General features: G+C 39.3%; 11 protein-coding genes, 2 pseudogenes and 2 CRISPR repeat arrays (1 of these 15 running past the window's edge). Of the genes and pseudogenes, 12 read left to right on the top strand and 1 reads right to left on the bottom strand.

The window, feature by feature from the left end; translation table 11 throughout:
- Window positions 1–1,686: direct repeats of the CRISPR family, unit length 29 nt; unit sequence GTTTTATCTGAACGTAGTGGGATATAAAG; it begins 1,510 nt to the left of the window's first position.
- A gap of 73 nt (window positions 1,687–1,759) precedes the next feature.
- Together K3F53_RS19870 and K3F53_RS02875 are read left to right on the top strand one after the other, a co-directional pair.
- Window positions 1,760–2,596, top strand: a pseudogene (locus K3F53_RS19870) (IS3 family transposase).
- Window positions 2,597–2,631: 35 nt separating this feature from the next.
- A complete protein-coding gene (locus tag K3F53_RS02875) occupies window positions 2,632–2,739 on the top strand; it encodes a helix-turn-helix domain-containing protein (RefSeq protein WP_246615708.1) in 108 nt (35 codons plus the stop codon).
- 100 nt (window positions 2,740–2,839) lie between these two features.
- Here K3F53_RS02875 and K3F53_RS02880 read toward each other — a convergent pair whose 3' ends face one another.
- Window positions 2,840–4,333 (bottom strand): peptide MFS transporter, encoded by a 1,494-nt coding sequence (locus K3F53_RS02880; RefSeq protein ID WP_220559319.1) that lies wholly within the window; start codon window positions 4,331–4,333, stop codon window positions 2,840–2,842.
- Window positions 4,334–4,691: 358 nt separating this feature from the next.
- On the opposite strand from K3F53_RS02880, the pseudogene K3F53_RS02885 reads away from it, so the two are divergent.
- The 10 genes and pseudogenes from K3F53_RS02885 to K3F53_RS02930 all read left to right on the top strand — a co-directional run bounded on the left by K3F53_RS02885 (window position 4,692) and on the right by K3F53_RS02930 (window position 18,827).
- A pseudogene (locus K3F53_RS02885) lies at window positions 4,692–4,870 on the top strand (sugar diacid recognition domain-containing protein).
- Between the two features lie 768 nt (window positions 4,871–5,638).
- A complete protein-coding gene (cas6, locus tag K3F53_RS02890; protein ID WP_057899897.1) occupies window positions 5,639–6,364 on the top strand; it encodes a CRISPR-associated endoribonuclease Cas6 in 726 nt (241 codons plus the stop codon).
- 7 nt (window positions 6,365–6,371) lie between these two features.
- Entirely contained in the window at window positions 6,372–8,198 is a 1,827-nt protein-coding gene (locus K3F53_RS02895) for a Cas8a1 family CRISPR/Cas system-associated protein (RefSeq protein WP_220559320.1), read from the top strand.
- Entirely contained in the window at window positions 8,195–9,085 is an 891-nt protein-coding gene (gene cas7i / locus K3F53_RS02900; protein ID WP_220559321.1) for a type I-B CRISPR-associated protein Cas7/Cst2/DevR, read from the top strand. Before K3F53_RS02895 ends, cas7i begins: the two co-directional genes overlap by 4 nt.
- A 3-nt stretch (window positions 9,086–9,088) precedes the next feature.
- Window positions 9,089–9,805: a type I-B CRISPR-associated protein Cas5b gene (gene cas5b, locus K3F53_RS02905; protein WP_220559322.1), complete on the top strand. Its 717-nt coding sequence runs from the start codon at window positions 9,089–9,091 to the stop codon at window positions 9,803–9,805.
- Between the two features lie 16 nt (window positions 9,806–9,821).
- Window positions 9,822–12,020 carry a CRISPR-associated helicase/endonuclease Cas3 gene (locus tag K3F53_RS02910; RefSeq protein WP_057899893.1) on the top strand — a complete coding sequence of 733 codons (2,199 nt, stop codon included), beginning with the start codon at window positions 9,822–9,824 and terminating at the stop codon, window positions 12,018–12,020.
- A 13-nt stretch (window positions 12,021–12,033) separates the two neighbouring features.
- Window positions 12,034–12,549 carry a CRISPR-associated protein Cas4 gene (gene cas4, locus K3F53_RS02915; protein ID WP_057899892.1) on the top strand — a complete coding sequence of 172 codons (516 nt, stop codon included), beginning with the start codon at window positions 12,034–12,036 and terminating at the stop codon, window positions 12,547–12,549.
- The gene (cas1b, locus tag K3F53_RS02920) at window positions 12,543–13,526 is read left to right on the top strand and encodes a type I-B CRISPR-associated endonuclease Cas1b (protein ID WP_057899891.1); all 984 of its coding nucleotides are present in this window, start codon (window positions 12,543–12,545) and stop codon (window positions 13,524–13,526) included. Before cas4 ends, cas1b begins: the two co-directional genes overlap by 7 nt.
- A 3-nt stretch (window positions 13,527–13,529) precedes the next feature.
- Entirely contained in the window at window positions 13,530–13,793 is a 264-nt protein-coding gene (cas2, locus tag K3F53_RS02925) for a CRISPR-associated endonuclease Cas2 (RefSeq protein WP_057899890.1), read from the top strand.
- A gap of 208 nt (window positions 13,794–14,001) precedes the next feature.
- Window positions 14,002–18,049: direct repeats of the CRISPR family, unit length 29 nt; unit sequence GTTTTATATGAACGTAGTGGGATATAAAC.
- A 451-nt stretch (window positions 18,050–18,500) separates the two neighbouring features.
- Window positions 18,501–18,827 (top strand): hypothetical protein, encoded by a 327-nt coding sequence (locus tag K3F53_RS02930; protein WP_139185019.1) that lies wholly within the window; start codon window positions 18,501–18,503, stop codon window positions 18,825–18,827.
- Window positions 18,828–19,251 lie beyond the last annotated feature (424 nt).

Genomic DNA, 19,251 nt, shown 5'->3' on the forward strand with positions numbered 1-19,251 from the left:
ATGCCCGGAAGGTTTTATCTGAACGTAGTGGGATATAAAGCATCGAATTTCCGCGCCATCTGACCGAATTGCTGTAGGTTTTATCTGAACGTAGTGGGATATAAAGTATTGTAGTTATACACGTACGAGCCGTCTTCGTTGAACCGTTTTATCTGAACGTAGTGGGATATAAAGATAGGAATCGCAGTAACTGCTATAACGGCTCTTAGCGTTTTATCTGAACGTAGTGGGATATAAAGTGGCGCGTAGCATTCGCGCTGCAGGCTGATGGCTGGTGTTTTATCTGAACGTAGTGGGATATAAAGTTGCCTGCGTCAGTGTCTTTTTCAGCTCCGCCCACTGTTTTATCTGAACGTAGTGGGATATAAAGGAATTTGCAATAACCTTTTCAATCATTTTGACTAGGTTTTATCTGAACGTAGTGGGATATAAAGCTCGTTACACCTGTCAGTGTATTTCCGGACTTCCCAGTTTTATCTGAACGTAGTGGGATATAAAGTTAAGGGATGCCATCCATTACGACAAGACGTTTTCCAAGTTTTATCTGAACGTAGTGGGATATAAAGTTGATAGATTTACCGAGAAGTGGAACATTGTAGATTCAGTTTTATCTGAACGTAGTGGGATATAAAGTCATAAAACCCCCGGTAAATATCAACGCCTCTATTTCGTTTTATCTGAACGTAGTGGGATATAAAGTAAAGGAAGAGTGAAAGCGAAGGTCGATGAGATTGCGTTTTATCTGAACGTAGTGGGATATAAAGTAGTGTAATGCGAGGGGAGTATTCCCCTTGCTCATAGTTTTATCTGAACGTAGTGGGATATAAAGGTCGGTGAAGTCATGAGTTGGGTGAACTATTTTTTGCCGTTTTATCTGAACGTAGTGGGATATAAAGATGTTAATTTAATCTTAAAACTTTCTCCTAATTTTTGTTTTATCTGAACGTAGTGGGATATAAAGTCGAATATGTATTTGTATTTTCAGCGGCGCTCGTGGGTTTTATCTGAACGTAGTGGGATATAAAGAATTCGCCCTTTCAGACTTCTGAGTTTCGAAATGCTGTGTTTTATCTGAACGTAGTGGGATATAAAGAAGCATTGAGTGGCGATTACATTTCGCTCAAGGAAAGAGTTTTATCTGAACGTAGTGGGATATAAAGGGAGGCTTCTTGAAGAAATGAATCAGAAACCGACTCCGTTTTATCTGAACGTAGTGGGATATAAAGTCAAAAGCTGAAAGAACATATTGAGATTTCCCACGAAGAGTTTTATCTGAACGTAGTGGGATATAAAGGGAGAAGAAAGGACTTATCCGGCGTGATCCGACGAAGTTTTATCTGAACGTAGTGGGATATAAAGCTGTGAACCCGGACACTTCGCGCAGACATTCTCCAAGTTTTATCTGAACGTAGTGGGATATAAAGAGGCAAACTGAACGGAAACTTCGTAGTGAAAAGCGTCTGTTTTATCTGAACGTAGTGGGATATAAAGTTGAGAGGATTTTTTAAACATAAAATCACAACGTAGTTTTATCTGAACGTAGTGGGATATAAAGGCTACTTCGTCCGACTCTACTCCTAGCGATTCGTATGGTTTTATCTGAACGTAGTGGGATATAAAACAACTGTGAGCAAATACGGCAATTCACGAAATACCTGTTTTATCTGAACGTAGTGGGATCTAAATCAAACTACTAAGATATCTAATCTGATGTTAGACTAAAAAGTGGACACACATTATGTATACATGAGTTGTTCGTATGAGAAGACAATATGATGAAGAATTCAAACGCCAAACCGCTCGCTATATTATATGAAGAGGGGAAGGGTGTCATTCAAGTAGCGGGAGAGTTGCAAATTAGTAAAAATACATGAATAACTGGGTGAAGAAGTATAAACAAGAACCTGAGATAGCAAGCAGAAATTCCGAAGCGAAAATCACCAGCTCTCCGAGCTTCAAAAGCGAATTCGTGACCTAGAAGAAGAAAATGCTATTTTTAAAAAAGGCCATGCACATCTTCGCCAAAGACCAGCGATAATTTTTGCCTTTATTCATCAACATCGCCACACGTTTCGGGTGGAGAAGATGTGCCGGGTGTTTCAAGTTTCCCGAAGCGGATATTACGTACATTCCTACTCGCGAAGGCTGGCTTTATTTAGCCAGTGTGATGGATTTATATTCCCGTAATCGTAGGATGGCACGTAGATAGCCAGATGACGAAAGAGCTTGTCCTTCAGGCACTGGATTGAGCTTATATCCGTCAAAAACCGAAGGGTACTGTTCTCCATCATTCCGAGCGAAGCAGTCAGTATGTTTCAAAAGAATATCAGGCACGCCTTATACGATACGGCATGCGTTGCAGTATGAGTTGAAAGGGAAACTGTTACGATAACGCTTGTATTGAGTCCTTTCATGGCATTCTCAAACGAGAGTTCATCTACCAGCAGACATATATATAGAACAAGAGAAAAAGCCAAGAAAAGCTTATTTGAGTATACTAACTAAAATTTTTTACAATAATAAACTGATTCATTCGGCAACAGAGTACTTTTCGCCTTCTGAATACGAACGTATGTACTTCAAGAAAACAGCCTAGTCTAAAAGTTTTTGTGTCTACTTTATTGACCTAATATCAGCCATCTTTGTTCAGACCAAGTAGACAGAGTCTACCTCTCAACATCGGAGAAACTGTGTAAAGTGTTAGACATCGATATTCAGGAGTTAATTGAGGTGGGGTAATCCTCTCACTATAGAAATCGGTGGTAGTGAAGAAAAAGTTACGAAAAAAATTTTTAAGCCGTGTTTGGTAAATCCTCAACGGTCGCTTGTAAATAAAAGTTTACTTTACACCTTTCATATAGCCTTCAATTTTTGGCGATAGCGCGAAGAGGAGAATGCCAAAGAGAATGGCTGCTCCGCCAATGACGCCAAAGTAAATCATTTCGGTCTTAGGTGTATAAAATTTGACAATTTGCGCATTAATCGCTTGCGCGGCGGCATTGGATAAAAACCATAAGCTCATCGTTTGCGCCGAGAAGGCGGCAGGTGCTAATTTTGTAGTAGCCGATAGCCCTACAGGTGACAAGCATAATTCTCCAAATACAACAATTAAATAGCTAAGAACGAGCCATAACGGGTTCACTAATGAATCGTCGCCGCCAAAGTAAGCTGGCAAAAGAATGACAATGTATGATAAGCCTGCGAACAACAAGCCTAAAGAGAACTTTTTAGGTATCGATGGCTGACGGCTTCCGAGCTTCACCCATAACCAGGCAAACACAGGGGCGAACAGGATAATAAATAACGGGTTTAATGATTGAAACCAAGCAGGTGAAATATGAATTCCCACAAAGTCTAATTGTGTGCGTTTATCCGCGTAATTGGCAAGGATGGTCGATCCTTGCTCTTGAATAGCCCAGAACATAACAGAAGTGACAAATAACGGAATATAAGCAATAACACGTGAACGCTCTATTGCTGTTGTTTTAGGGCTACGGTACATAACAATGAAATAAATCGCTGGAATTACGATGCCGAGAATTCCCACAAGAGCAATAAAGGTATCAAATGTCAGCAGATTCATTGAAATTGCGATAACGATCAAGACAGCAATAAGAGCGGCCCCAACGCCAATCAAGGTGAAAACTTTTTTCTTTTCGGCCGGTGACAGAGGATTTGCCACAAATGTACCGGCAAGGCCAAGATTTTTTTTCTTGGTGAAAATAAAAGCTAACAATCCTAAAAACATGCCGACAGCGGCGATACTGAAACCTAAGTGGAAGTTGTATTTCATTCCTACCGTTCCCACAATTAATGGAGCAAGGAATCCGCCAAGGTTGATTCCCATGTAGAAAATGCTGAATCCCGCATCGCGACGATTGTCTTCTTCGCTGTAAATATCCCCTACAATGCTGGAAACGTTAGGCTTCAGCAACCCTGTGCCAAGCACGATCAAGACCATGGAAACGAAGAACATCGTTATGTTTCCAGGTATCGCCAAAGCAATATGACCAAACATAATTAATATTCCACCGTAAAACACGGCTTTAGAAGTACCAAATATTCTGTCAGCCAGCCAGCCGCCGATGATACTCGACATATACACTAGCGATCCGTAAATCGACATAATAGCAAGAACAGTGGTTTCATCAAGCCCCAATCCGCCTTTTGATACTTCATAATACATATAGAAAACGAGGATTGCCCTCATTCCGTAATACGAGAAGCGTTCCCAAAATTCGGTAAAGGAAAGGGTGAACAGCCCCTTAGGATGGCCAAAAAAGCCTTGTTGAGGAACGCTTGAAACAATTTTCTGCTTGTTTGAATTTGACATAAAACAACCTCCTTTATTCAACTATAATAATTTTTCTTTTCTATATTGACAAAATATTTTTAAATGAATGATATGGAAATATATGTAATAATTAATTAATTTTAAAGTAAATAATTAAGTAAAGTCAATAATATTTTTTTAGAATAATAAGTTAATTATGGTGGAATAGATATTATTTCCTTTAGGAGTTTAAAAAGGACTTATGATTTCATCTTATTGGCGAAATGCCGGCATCGGTGCGATAGTCGTTCTACAATCGTGATGATAAAAACAAGCATTTATAAAAATTGTGAAGAAGAAGGGAGAAGCGTTGTATCCATTTACGAAAGAGCTAGCGCAAGAAATCGTCGAACGGACGATGGAAATTTTAGGGGGAAATATTAACGTGATGAACCGAGAAGGGTCATTATTGGCTTTGGCGATAAAGAGAGAATCGGCGATGTTCATGAGGGAGCATTGTTAGTACCAAAGGAGAATAAGACCGTTGAAATTGACGAACGGGCCGTAACATTTTTTGGGCGTACAAGAAAAATCTAATAATTATCAAATAGGAGTTTCGTAGGTCATATGTACATGGATTATTAATAAAGTTTTATTCGTCACTCTATCTAACATATCTAACATAAAAAAATGAGGGTGACTCCATGGCTATCAAGTTAAGGTTCAAAAGCTTTTAGTTTTTGAACCTTTTATCTATTCTTTATCTATAATCACTATTTTTCTCCATGCCAAAGAGCCCCCTATCTGTTATCCACCAACCTATCGCGAATCAACTTGGCAACGCTTCTGAAATCTTAAGAGGACTTTTCTTATTATATCTCTTTGATTTTTTACCATTTTTCCTCATGAGATCATACAGATCATCGAAAAAGGCCGTGATTTTTTCATATGTTTCAAACATGTGGAGATAAATACTGGGTAACGCTTCTTTCACATTCATTTACATGTTCAGAAGAAAAAATTTGTTTAAACGTATGTAAAAAAGGTATCCAATCTATTTCTTGAGACGATAATGCAGGGAAAGGCAAAGTAAAGACTACTTTTATTTTCAGATTCACAATGAATAAGGATGGTCATTTTTTGTCTTTTTATATCATGTTTTTAACTTGATGGCTAGCTTGTAGACCTGTCTGGAAGTTAGACTTTGTCTACAAGCTGTAATCAGCACAAAGAACCTCTTGTGCTGATTTTTTTATGATAAAATTAGGTAAAATATACTTGATTTGTTAGTCCTGTGAGAGTATATTAAAGTTAATAAGAATTCAAATATAAAAAATACAACTTTTAAAAGAAAGGGAGGGGAATATGCGGATCGTTTTTTCTCTAAAAACAAAAGTCATACCTATTTCCTATCGGATGATTATTGTCTCTCTTGTCAAAGAATGCCTCCAGCAAGCGAATGAAAAGTACTATCGAAAGCTATATGAAACAAATCAGGCTGTTTTAAAGCCGTTTACATTTGCGCCGTACTTAAAAAACTTTCGCTTTGCGGAAGATGAGATCTATCTTGATGAATTGGTTCTTACTTTTAGCTCTCCGGATTTTGAATTTATGCTCCATTTTTATAACGGCCTGCGGAAAGTGTCCTGGTTCCGATATAAACAATATGAGTTTATTCGGGGACGTGTTCGGATGCTACCAGAACAAACGATTCGTAATCGATCAATTATTGTAAAGACGCAGTCACCGCTTCTCATTGAAGATGAAAATCGGAAGCCGGTTTCGCCTGAACGACCGGAATTCGCCAAACATTTTGCGTACATGGCAGATACCATTTTACGTGAATATAGAGGAAAAGGACTGCGGGAGTCTTTGATTGTTACGCCATTGGCAATGCAAAAAAAGGTTATTAAAGAATCCAATCATGTATTTACGGAAACACATGGTCCGAATCGCTATCTTTATTTCACAACATATCAGGGACAATTAAGACTGGAAGGACATCCGGAAGATTTGCAGTTGTTGTATCAGTTGGGCATGGGGAAGAGAAGAGGGCAAGGGTTTGGACTTGTAGATGTAATAAGGGGATGAGAAATGTATGGTACTTCGCTTGTATGCAAGTGATTGGCTGATGTCGATGGCGTTGGTCGGATTGCAGCGATTGTACATATATGGTGAAAAACACAACATAATTCCTGACGAACACAGGGGGACTGTTCGTGAAACAGACAGTGGACTGGAAATAGAGCCTGTTGCGTTAGGATATCTTCCGCAAATCTTTTTTTCATACCTCATTGATGAATATAGCGTTGCTGAACGAGACTACGAACGATTGAAGAACAATCTAAAATACGGAAAAAATAAAGAGCGTTTCTCAGATGCTTTGGCATCTATTAAGAAAACAATCGCTGACTCCACTAAGAAAATTCTCAAATATTTCACAGACACTCCGGCAGAAGCTGCTTTGCAGGACATCCAGAACCGCCTCAAAGAAATAAAACACCACGATCAACTAGAAGAATTACAAGTATGCATCCATGATTATTATAACGTAGTAAAACAGAAAGAAATTAACGACAAGCTGACGTTGAATTATTTCAAGAGCGTTATCTTATCTCCGTTCTTTGGACAGCCCTCTTTTCTTAATGTAGCCAAAAATAGCCTCGATTTATCAGGGCATATTGATTTGTTTTATAAAGACTATGTGTTACCTGTACAAAATGATATTCAGCTATTAGAAGTTATTAACAAGACGGAAACAGGGGAGGATGTGCTGGCATTTCTTGATGAACATGCGGATTACTCGCCGTTTCGTACATTGAAAAAGGCATGGAAGAAAAAAGACATTATATTTATACGCAATTATATGAAAGAAGAAGTGCCGGAATGTACATTAGCCGCGGGACAGCCTGCTTTTCAAAATTTTGAAGAGATGATGTTTTCGCCGCTGGGGGTATCTAGTAAGAATGCAGCTAACTTCTTCTGGGATTTAGAGAAGAACCGTGCTTTGCCTATTTCTTCGCTGGCAAAATTGGTGCTTTTTTGTGTGCCGCTAGGGGCAACGATGTATTACCGAAAAGACGGGTTTGATGATCAGGGCGAGGTGCGATTGTATGCGGGATTTGTGCATACAGATGAAAAGTTTAAAGAAATTTTTCAGAAAAATGAACATTTTAAACAGTTGAAAAAACAGTCACAGTCATTTGAAAAGATTGTGAGCCGCCTAGTTCGAGGTATTAGAAAAGAAAGTGAATATATTATGCAACATCTGTTTTTTCTTGAAATGTCGGCTAATTATCAAAGTAAACGAACGTTGCTTGATTACTATCATATTCCACACTATTTGGCGAAATATTTTCAAGAGTACGGGGAGAAATTGGAGCATATTTCGCCATACGAATATCGGGAACATTTTATCCGAAATGCTTTGCAGGGAATGGATACGAAGCATGTTATCTTTAAGTACTTGCGGCATGTTATCAAAAAAGGTGGTTCCGGGCTTGGGGTATATATTGCGGTAAGAGAACGGCATAGAATTGAATGCTATAAGAGAGGAGAGAAGGATATGAAAAAGCAGGATAATCGGGTTGCGGCATTTTTTAATAGTGGACGTGACATTCGCAAAGCATTTGAGCAAGCGGGAAAAGCCCGAGAAAGCGAAGATACATACAGTGCCAGTGCAGGAAAGAAAGTGGCCGGAATTGCGTATCGTCTGTTGAATGCAACGAAAGCGAACAATAAAGATAGTTTTATGGACACGCTGTTGCGTGTGTATATGTCAGTAGATAAGCCGGTGCCGACTGTATTCTTACATGCGATACATGAACGAGAAATGGATTTTACGACAGCGGCTAACGCATTTATTGCCGGAATGTTGTCAAGTGAAAATGAAAAACAAAAAGATAGGGAGGAAGCAAGCGTATGACACAGGCTTTAACGATGACCATTGTGTTTGAGGGGAATTCATTGAATTACGGAGAAGGAATTGCTAACATTTCCGAATTGAAAAAGCTTCATCGTTCCAATGGGGAGGTATATTCGTTCGCTTCGCGCCAGAGTCTTCGCTATGATATAGTACGACTTGGTAACCAGTGGTATGGCTGGAATCTTGATACGGTAGCGAAAGAAAAAGGCGGTGTTGTTCAGTTTCGCAAAGATGTTACAATTAACGATTCAGTTGAAATGGATTTATTTGGTTACTTGAAAACATCACAAAAGTCAGAAAAGCGTCCGGCAGTCGTGCGCTTGAGTCACGCAATCTCGCTTGAACCGTACAGAGGGGATTTAGAGTTCCTGAATAATATGGGACTTGCGAGCCGAATTGATCAAATGCCGAATCTGGCTAATATTGAGCAGCATGCTAGTCTATATACATATACGGTAACAGTCGATTTAAGCCGTGTCGGGGTTGATGGTGAAGTAGAATTACCTAATGAACAAAAAGCAGAGAGGATGCGGCAATTTTTGGAAATATTAAAATTCTTAAATCGTGATATTCGTGGTCGTCAGGAAAGCCTCTCTCCTTTGTTTGTTATTGGCGGCGTATATAAGGCGGCGAATCCATTTTTTCTTGGCAAAGTGCAGTTGAAACAGAGCAGTGAAAAGTGGGAGATTGACACGAGGCCACTGGAATCAACAATGGAGCAAACATTTGCCGGAGAACCAGTTGGCGAGCGGACACGTATTGGTATGGTATCTGGCATATTTGGTAATGAAGAGGAATACCATACAACATTTGGGGATCGAGTCGTGTCCATTGAGGCGTTCTTTCAGCATATTCAAAAAGAAGTTGCAGCGTTTTATGGGGGATAACCAATGAAGGCGTTGCGGTTGAAACTATATCAAGAAACGGCATGTTATAAAAAGCCGCTGGCGTTTAAAGTAGGAGAAACATATCCTTTGCCGCCATATGCAACAGTAAAGGGTATGTTGCATGCAATGTTGGGAGCAAATGAGTTTATCCCGATGCGTCTCAGCATCCAGGGAACATACGAAGCAAAGATGGTCGACTATCAAGCACACTATTTTTTTAAGAAAACAGATGTAGCCGAGTTTCCGCTTGTACTGGATGGATTAGCGTCGAAACCGTATGAATATGAGCACATGACCAAAATGCCACTCTATATGCATCTTCTGTATGGTGTGCAGTTATTAATTCATGTGGAAGCAGTACCGGAAGTATTGGAGGCTATTGTTGCGGCTATCGAAAACGGAAATACTCACTGGAGTCTGGGACGCTGGGAAGACCTAGTACGGATTGATGAGTATGAACTAGTGGAAGTAAAGGAAATAGAGGAACGTATTCGTTTAAAATATAATGCCTATATTTTGCGGGATGTGCTCAACTCATTGGAGACGGAACTAAATGCTGTACCGTATCAACTGAACTGGAAGTATGAGATCAAAAACGGGATTCGCCGCTGGGAGAAAATTGATGTTGGTTATGTATTAGCGGTTTCAGGTCTTGAATTTGATGCCGATGATGATGTGTTACAGGATCAGGATGGCAACCTCGTTTTCTATAATTTGTAAGTAAGGGTGATGGGCATTGTTTTATGCCAAAACCAAGCCTGTCCAGACAATCCGTGAACATACGGATTGTCTGGTAGCTGAATTAGAACGGTTGAAAAGTACGTATGGTTCTCGTTTTGTCCACATGGATGAACGCATGTGGAAATTGTTACGTTTGGCAGTAGAGTATCATGATGTAGGAAAAGCATGGCCCGGTTTTCAAAATCGGTTGCGTAAACAGCTAGGGGAGAAGAAACTTCCAAATACTATTACATATTCTGTGCCGCATAACTATTTGTCGGTTGGTATGATTCCTATTAAGAAATATAAGTTAACCAAAGAAGAAAGTCGCTTGTTAATTCATGCTGTAGGGTACCATCATGAGCGAAGTGAACTACCAGATAAAGAGAAAATTGAAGAAATTCTAGAGAATGAGATGCGCCCATATCTACCACAATTAATTGATCATATGAAATTGGACATTCCAGAAACGTTTTCATATAAGTCTATTGCCCGATTGTCCAAGCGATACAGTCAGTTCGACGATGATTTTTATAAATATGTGCTGCTTAAAGGGCTTGTGCATCGCATAGATCATGCGGCTTCAGCGGGTGTTGATATCGAGTTACATGCGGATAAGCATATCGGAGCACAGGTAACCGCGTATATGGAGCACAAAGGATATGCGAAAAACGAGTTGCAGCAATTTGCAGAAGCAAATACAGATAAAAGTATTATTGTTATTGCACAGACCGGAATGGGGAAAACAGAAGCTGCATTGTTGTGGATTAATGAAGATAAAGGGTTTTTTACCCTTCCGTTGCGCGTTAGCATTAATGCGATTTATGATCGTATCCTCAGCCCCCAAGAAATTAACTATCACCCAGAAGCGCTGGGCCTGCTTCACTCCACTAGCAATGATTACCTTCAAGAGAAAGAAGAGCTGGATGAGAAGTGGGAGGACATTTATCGCCATTCACGTCATTTATCGTCCAAGCTATTGTTGACGACAATAGATCAGATTTTGAAGTTTCCATTTGGTTATCGCGGATTTGAAAAAGAACTGGCCGCCATGGCAAATGCCAAAGTGGTAATTGACGAAATTCAAGCGTATGAGCCTAAAATTGCCGCGATGCTTATTAAAGCATTGGAAATGATTCATAAAATTGGTGGCAAATTTATGGTGATGACCGCAACGTTGCCTACTATTTATCTGGACGAACTTAAAAAACGTAATATTATTACGGAGAGTGATGTAGGAAAGTTCATTAATCAGGATATTACCCGGCATCGAATTTGTCTGCGTCAGGAGGGAATTACAGAGGTAGGGGAAGAAATCATCGAACAGGCAAAAGATACACAAGTGCTGGTCATTGTGAATACGGTGCGCCGAGCGGTAAAGATGTATGAACAACTGAGGAAAGTCGATCCGGAAGCTAACGTATATTTGTTGCATTCACAATTTACACAGGAAGACAGAAAACTTCTGGAGGAAGAAATTAAATCGTTCAACAAGCCCAAACCGGGTGAACCACGGAGAAGTGGGGTTTGGGTTACGACGCAGTTGGTAGAAGCAAGTCTTGATATTGACTTTGATTATTTATACACAGAAATTTCAACATTGGACAGCTTTTTCCAACGGTTAGGGCGGTGCTATCGGAATGGTAAGCGCAGTCCGGTTCAACCAAATGTATATGTGTTTACAGAAGATGTGGCAGGGCTTGGATACATATATGATGCCGATCTTGTAAAAAAGGGCCTCGCCTTACTTCAGCCATATCAGGGCCGCATCCTTGATGAACAGGCGAAAGTTGAGATGGTACAGCGTTTGTACAGTCGAGAGAGTCTGGCGAATACAGCGTTTTTGCGAGAGTTTGAAGAGGCGCTTCATGAATTTGATTTTTTAGATTTTTATGAGGTAACAGGACAGGAAGCACAGAAGAAGTTACGGGATATTCAAACGGTTCAGGTAATTCCAGAGTGTTTTTTTGATGAGATATTTGATTTAGTGAAAGAGTATGAGAAATGTCAAGTTGATTGGAAGCGGCGTCAGGAGATTCGTAGAAAAATTGAAGCAAAGTCAATAGGAGTTTATCGTTTTCAGGCGGAAGATAAGCTTTCTACTTTGTCGGGATTAGACAATATTTTTATTTTGCATTGTGGATATGAATTTGACAGAGAAAGTAGGCAGGGGCGAGGTATTGTCAGTGACATAGAAATAACCATGTTCTCTTGATGGAGGGAGACCGATGGTGGAAGCAGATATCAAAGGACTTCAGGTGCACTATTATAGCGTATGTCAGCGAAAGCTATGGCTCTTTTCTAAAGGGATCACAATGGAACAGACTAACGATCGTGTTATGGAAGGGAAAATGCTGCATGAGCGTGCCTATCCACAACTCGAACAGAAAGAAATTCTTATTGATGATACGTTTAAAATTGATGCGTTTGATGGGGAATATGTTCGTGAAGTAAAAATCTCCAGCAAAATGGGCGAAGCAGATCGAATGCAGATGCTGTATTACCTGTATCAGTTAAAGCAGCGTGGTGTCGAAAAGAAAGGTCTTATTAGCTATACGAAAGAGCGAGATACGGAAGTTGTTGAACTTACAGAAGCCGAGGAAGCAAAAGTGATTGAAGCATTGGCTGGTATCAAGCGTATTTTGCAGCGGCCCAGGCCGCCCGGTTTGAAAAAGCTGCGATATTGTTCGAAATGTGCATACTATGAATTTTGTTTTGCAATGGAGCGGGATGAAGAATGTTAAAAGATCATTATATTTTTTCAACCGGGAGATTGCAGCGTAAGGATAATACATTATATTTCGTTGACGCAGAAGGAAAGAAAAAATCATTGCCCATTGAACAAATTGAAAACTTGCATATTTTTGGGCAGGTAGACGTAAATTCAGCGCTGCTCAACTTGCTGGCACAGTATGGAGTTTGTTTGCACTTTTATAATTATCATGATTACTATGTTGGGACATTTTATCCACGCGAGAAAAATGTGTCGGGTTATACAGTGGTTCAGCAGAGTGTTCATTATTTAAATAGGGAGAAGCGGCTGTATCTTGCTAGAAGTTTTTTGTATGGAGGAATTCATCATATGCTGCGCAATTTGCGGCGGCATAAGGAAAAAACAGAAGAAATTATACGAGCAATTGAAAAAGAAGCTGCCAAACTGGAGGATACAGCGAAAATTCCGGAATTAATGGGGATTGAGGGGCGTATTCGGCAAGAGTATTATCAGGCATTTAATGTGATGTTGAAGCCGGAGTTTGCATTTGAAAAGCGGACGAAGCGTCCACCGACTGATCCGTTGAATGCGTTAATTTCGTTCGGGAATAGTCGAATGTATACTGAGATTTTGTCGGAAATGTATAAGACGATGTTGGATCCTACCATTAGTTTTCTTCATGAGCCCTCCAGCAAGCGTTTCTCGTTAAGTCTAGATTTAGCTGAAATTTTTAAGCCGTTATTGGTAGACACATTGATTGCTTCGTTGGTTAATAATAGAGTAATTACGCTTAAGCACTTTGATGAGATGGAAGGCATCGTGTTCCTGAATGAAGAAGGACGGAAGAAGTTTTTGGCTGAATGGGAAAAGAAGTTAGAAACAACTGTGCAGCATCGAACATTGAAAAGGAAAGTGTCATATCGCTATTTCATCCGACTGGAGTGTTATAAACTGATTAAGCATTTTATCGGAGATACTTTGTATAAACCGCTAAAGGCATGGTGGTAGAAGATGTTTGTAATTGTGACATACGATGTGGGTGAGAAGCGGGTACATAAAGTATGCAAGAAGTTGAAACAATATTTGATGTGGACGCAGAATTCGGTGTTTGAAGGCGAAATTACAAAGGGAAAGTTAGTGAAGTGTCTGACGGAATTGGAGAAGATAATGGATAAGCGGGAAGATTCGATTTATGTATATGAGGTGCAAAATCCGAGAAATATCGTGAAGCGGGTGTATGGACAGGAGAAAAGTTTTGAGGAGATGTTTTTATAGTATGTAAGGGAAGTTTTAGAAGGGTTTGCAGTAAACCGGGTTTTTAGATAGAGTGAGTATGAAAACGTATATCGCAATGGTTTTGGCCTTTTTTTCTGTGAGGTTAAAAATAGAATTGCTGGCTTACTGCAAAAAAGCTGATTTTTGATTGTTTTTTAGGTGATAAAGACCCCGGCAAATTAATGATTTTCGCTGTTTTATTTTTAGGGTTTTATATGAACGTAGTGGGATATAAACGAAAAATACCGGCAGTGCGGTGCTCAACGGATTCACGCTCGTTTTATATGAACGTAGTGGGATATAAACTTTTAAGTGGACTATATGGGAGGACAGGTTCTCTTGTTTTATATGAACGTAGTGGGATATAAACCCACAAATTTCTTCCGGGCATCTTCCTCTGCACGTGTTTTATATGAACGTAGTGGGATATAAACGGGGCGTTTCTAGGATTTTCAAGATGATGTGAAAGGAGTTTTATATGAACGTAGTGGGATATAAACGGGGATACTTCTCAGGGAGAACGGAAGGCGTAGGAGTTTTATATGAACGTAGTGGGATATAAACTCTTCTTCTATTCAGATTCGTATGTACGAAAAAGATGTTTTATATGAACGTAGTGGGATATAAACTCCGTAGAAACGTACCAGGTAAAAAAAGCGGGAGTAGTTTTATATGAACGTAGTGGGATATAAACTAGGGCTAGAGCAATTGAGCAGGCGGAGATTGCGACGTTTTATATGAACGTAGTGGGATATAAACTGGGACGCATATTTCTTGCTCTCTATTATTGCATCTGAGTTTTATATGAACGTAGTGGGATATAAACTGTGATCATCGACGAAGCTGGGATTTTGTTCAATAGGTGTTTTATATGAACGTAGTGGGATATAAACACGTCACGCAAGAAATGGATTCAGTTCCTTGCACAGTCGGTTTTATATGAACGTAGTGGGATATAAACTGGGATGCGTATTTTCTTCTTTCTATCATTGCTTCTGAGTTTTATATGAACGTAGTGGGATATAAACGAGTTTGTGGTTTGGGTGAAGAGGAACGGGAGGAAGCGTTTTATATGAACGTAGTGGGATATAAACTTCATTTTTTCCTGGGGCATTTCTAGGATTTTCAGGAGTTTTATATGAACGTAGTGGGATATAAACATAATCTCCATTTCACTTCGTTACACATGCGTGTTTCAGTTTTATATGAACGTAGTGGGATATAAACTGGGACGCATATTTCTTGCTCTCTATTATTGCATCTGGTTTTATATGAACGTAGTGGGATATAAACCATAATATGCGTATAGCTGTCTCTAACATGCTTAAAGTTTTATATGAACGTAGTGGGATATAAACCCGTTTGCATCAGTACGGCCAGGATGAGCAGAAGCGTTTTATATGAACGTAGTGGGATATAAACTTTGTCCCGGCTTCCTATTCACGCCATGGCTGGCGTTTTATATGAACGTAGTGGGATATAAACTGTAATGTTGTAACTGACAAATATAAGCAGCAGGTAGTTTTATATGAACGTAGTGGGATATAAACTTTTGCTTTTTAGATAACTTTCTTTGTAGTTTTGCGTTTTATATGAACGTAGTGGGATATAAACAGAATCCGGGTCTGCCAGCATAACGAACGTCTTTCGTTTTATATGAACGTAGTGGGATATAAACTCGTTGCGGCTTCCAGCCTCGCCCGAATTTCTTTCAGTTTTATATGAACGTAGTGGGATATAAACAGTAACAGCCATGCTACCCTCCTTCTTCGACTGTTTGTGTTTTATATGAACGTAGTGGGATATAAACAGAAAATACGTTCGAATGAAGAGGCTCCACGGCGCGTTTTATATGAACGTAGTGGGATATAAACTTTCGTTTTTCGTACGATTTTTCTAGTTTGGATTCGTAGTTTTATATGAACGTAGTGGGATATAAACACTCTTCTTTCTTCTAAAGGTTGTGCACTATCTAATAGGTTTTATATGAACGTAGTGGGATATAAACTAGTTGGAAGGGAGACGAAAACCATGAATCAACCAAAGTTTTATATGAACGTAGTGGGATATAAACATGGGAGAACAGTCCGGAGGTGAGAAACTTTCCGATCGGTTTTATATGAACGTAGTGGGATATAAACGGTTAAACAAATTTATCCGGCGCAAATTGATGGTTCGTTTTATATGAACGTAGTGGGATATAAACTTTTCAATAACCGCGATATCTGTAGTCAATCCCCCGGTTTTATATGAACGTAGTGGGATATAAACGGCATCGGAGAGTATGATACTGCTGGCCAGTTTGAGTTTTATATGAACGTAGTGGGATATAAACTTTCGTCCCATCGTTCAAGCGTTCCGTCCGCTTTCTTAGTTTTATATGAACGTAGTGGGATATAAACAAGGCAGGAACGGACTGGGGAACTATTACGCACATAGGGTTTTATATGAACGTAGTGGGATATAAACTCGTGCTTTTGGCTTCGAATACGATAGACCGACCTGCATGTTTTATATGAACGTAGTGGGATATAAACAGCGTATATGGAAGGACAGGCAACGTCTGACACAGGTGTTTTATATGAACGTAGTGGGATATAAACAGCGCTTATCCAGCAGGTCACCCCACTTTCCGATATACGTTTTATATGAACGTAGTGGGATATAAACTATTTATGACATCATACGCTATCCGATCAACGCGCTAGTTTTATATGAACGTAGTGGGATATAAACCTGTCTTGTAGACTCCTTCTGTAAGTGTTGCTATATTGTTTTATATGAACGTAGTGGGATATAAACGTATCGAAGTGAAGGTTCAAGCATTGGAAGAGCAAGTGTTTTATATGAACGTAGTGGGATATAAATTTAGTTTCTCTTAATCTTTTTAAACGTTCACCAATCACGTTTTATATGAACGTAGTGGGATATAAATACCGTTCGCAACAACTATTGCCGGGTCAGGAAAATGGTTTTATATGAACGTAGTGGGATATAAATTATCATAGCACCGTCTCGGTTCCACCAAACAAGGATAGTTTTATATGAACGTAGTGGGATATAAATGAGCTTTTGATTGCGAAATCTTTTGAAAATGATTGGTTTTATATGAACGTAGTGGGATATAAATCGGATAGCATCGCTGATATCGAGCATGCAAACTGTGTTTTATATGAACGTAGTGGGATATAAATCATCCTCCCTAGCTTCATATTTCCGGCAACTATTTTCCGTTTTATATGAACGTAGTGGGATATAAATTTTAAATGTGTCTAAAAAAGATCCAATACTAATTGCTCGTTTTATATGAACGTAGTGGGATATAAATGAATCTAAACCAACAAACAAAAAAGAAAATGATAAAAAGTTTTATATGAACGTAGTGGGATATAAATTGATATGTAACAATTGAACGCAAAGGGTCATATGGGAGTTTTATATGAACGTAGTGGGATATAAATTATGTATCAAGGGTTTGTGGCACTTGGTATATATTAGTTTTATATGAACGTAGTGGGATATAAATTTGCTTCATCCTTAGCTGCATCCAGTTGTTCAAGCAGTTGTTTTATATGAACGTAGTGGGATATAAATGGGACGCATATTTTCTTTTATCTATCGTTGCTTCTGAGTTTTATATGAACGTAGTGGGATATAAATACTTCCCCATTTCAGACAGATGATTTCAAGCAAGCCGTTTTATATGAACGTAGTGGGATATAAATTTTTGCTCTTTTCATTGCCGAGCCATACATAAGCTAATGTTTTATATGAACGTAGTGGGATATAAATTCGCTTTGTTCCCGATTTTATAAACGATTGCCTCCGTTTTATATGAACGTAGTGGGATATAAATTCAAATTCTGGAGCTTCCAAGAATACTTCATCCTCGTTTTATATGAACGTAGTGGGATATAAATCTATCTTTGCTCTCTGATGATTTTTCTTCCCCTCCACCAGTTTTATATGAACGTAGTGGGATATAAATCGGGGGGGTTCCCTACCGCGTGCGCTCCGTTCCAGGGTTTTATATGAACGTAGTGGGATATAAATTATTAAAATACGGGTTTCTCCGGTATCCTTCATAAAAGTTTTATATGAACGTAGTGGGATATAAATTAGCCCGGCGCATAACGCCAAGGTGGGCGGTTCAAAAACGGTTTTATATGAACGTAGTGGGATATAAATTGATTTCTGCATCTGTTATCGTGCGGAATGTTAAGTTAGTTTTATATGAACGTAGTGGGATATAAATTCATACATTCGCACGAAACTACATCTTGAATGGCGGTTTTATATGAACGTAGTGTTAGGTAACGAAGTGCGGATGATGAAAAGAGCATGGATTCGCGGTTTTATATGAACGTAGTGTTAGGTAACGAATATGTTTCGCGCGCTTCATTTAAGTTTTATATGAACGTAGTGGGATATAAATTTGCATAGCGTGGGATTACCGCATCCGGATGCAGACGCGTTTTATATGAACGTAGTGGGATATAAATTGCTCTTCCGGCGTCTGTGCTTTCTTTTCTGACGTGTTTTATATGAACGTAGTGGGATATAAATCTATATAAGGCACGCATACGCGGCCAGTTTTAGGTAAGTTTTATATGAACGTAGTGGGATATAAAGAAGCGATGTGGAGGACTCTGTAGATTTAAAAGCAATCGTATGCTGTGTACCGGCGGAAACTCCGCAGGATGTGGTGTGGGCATTAAAGGAAAAGAAAAAAACAGCCAAAATTTTTCGGCTGAGATTATGCGGTTACTCACTGTAGCAATCCGTACAGAATCAGACCCTTATACTGTGACATTTCCAATGCCGCAAGAAATACCAGATGATGTATTGCAATGGGTAAAAGAAGATGAAAACAAGAAAATGTTAGGCCGATTCATATACGCGGCACTCACCGGGTTACAGGGACAAATGCCGGGAACATTTCAACAAACAAAGCCAGAAAAGAGTAAAGAAAAGATGGAGGCGGACGAAGCGGCCCGGAAAGCAGCGGCCATGTTTTTAAATGACGATGAATAGAAAAAATCTTACCCGGTAGAAATCTAAAAATCTACTATTCTACCGGGTTATTTCTTGTTTTACCCGGTGAATGTATGGCCGTATCTTCTATGGCGTACCAATCTTCTTTACCTTTTTGGTGGTAAGAAAAATTAAAAAGAAACAGCCTGTTTGGTTCGCGGCTGTTTCTTTTTAATTTAAGAGAATTAAATCGGGCTAACAAATATAGCACCCTCAACACTTTCAGTTGGACTTAATACAACAAAGTTCCGATCAGGTGAAAAGATATTATGCTCAGTAAAGTGAAAACGGTTATAAATATCCCATGTTATGATATCAGCTTTGTTTTTGGCTGGAACATCCGGAATCATGAATTCATGTGAATATTCTACCTTTTTATCCAATTTAACACCTGTAGTTGCCTTGAAATAGTCCGCAAATCCTG

This window comes from Aneurinibacillus thermoaerophilus, from assembly GCF_019603355.1.
GTDB lineage: Bacteria > Bacillota > Bacilli > Aneurinibacillales > Aneurinibacillaceae > Aneurinibacillus > Aneurinibacillus thermoaerophilus.

Bases quoted from the DNA above. Each gene is read 5' to 3' on its own strand.
- cas4 (WP_057899892.1), top strand. From the start codon at position 12,034: ATGGTGGAAGCAGATATCAAAGGACTTCAGGTGCACTATTATAGCGTA.
- K3F53_RS02895 (WP_220559320.1), top strand. From the start codon at position 6,372: ATGGTACTTCGCTTGTATGCAAGTGATTGGCTGATGTCGATGGCGTTG.
- cas7i (WP_220559321.1), top strand. From the start codon at position 8,195: ATGACACAGGCTTTAACGATGACCATTGTGTTTGAGGGGAATTCATTG.
- cas2 (WP_057899890.1), top strand. From the start codon at position 13,530: ATGTTTGTAATTGTGACATACGATGTGGGTGAGAAGCGGGTACATAAA.
- cas5b (WP_220559322.1), top strand. From the start codon at position 9,089: ATGAAGGCGTTGCGGTTGAAACTATATCAAGAAACGGCATGTTATAAA.
- cas6 (WP_057899897.1), top strand. From the start codon at position 5,639: ATGCGGATCGTTTTTTCTCTAAAAACAAAAGTCATACCTATTTCCTAT.
- cas1b (WP_057899891.1), top strand. From the start codon at position 12,543: ATGTTAAAAGATCATTATATTTTTTCAACCGGGAGATTGCAGCGTAAG.
- K3F53_RS02880 (WP_220559319.1), bottom strand. From the start codon at position 4,333: ATGTCAAATTCAAACAAGCAGAAAATTGTTTCAAGCGTTCCTCAACAA.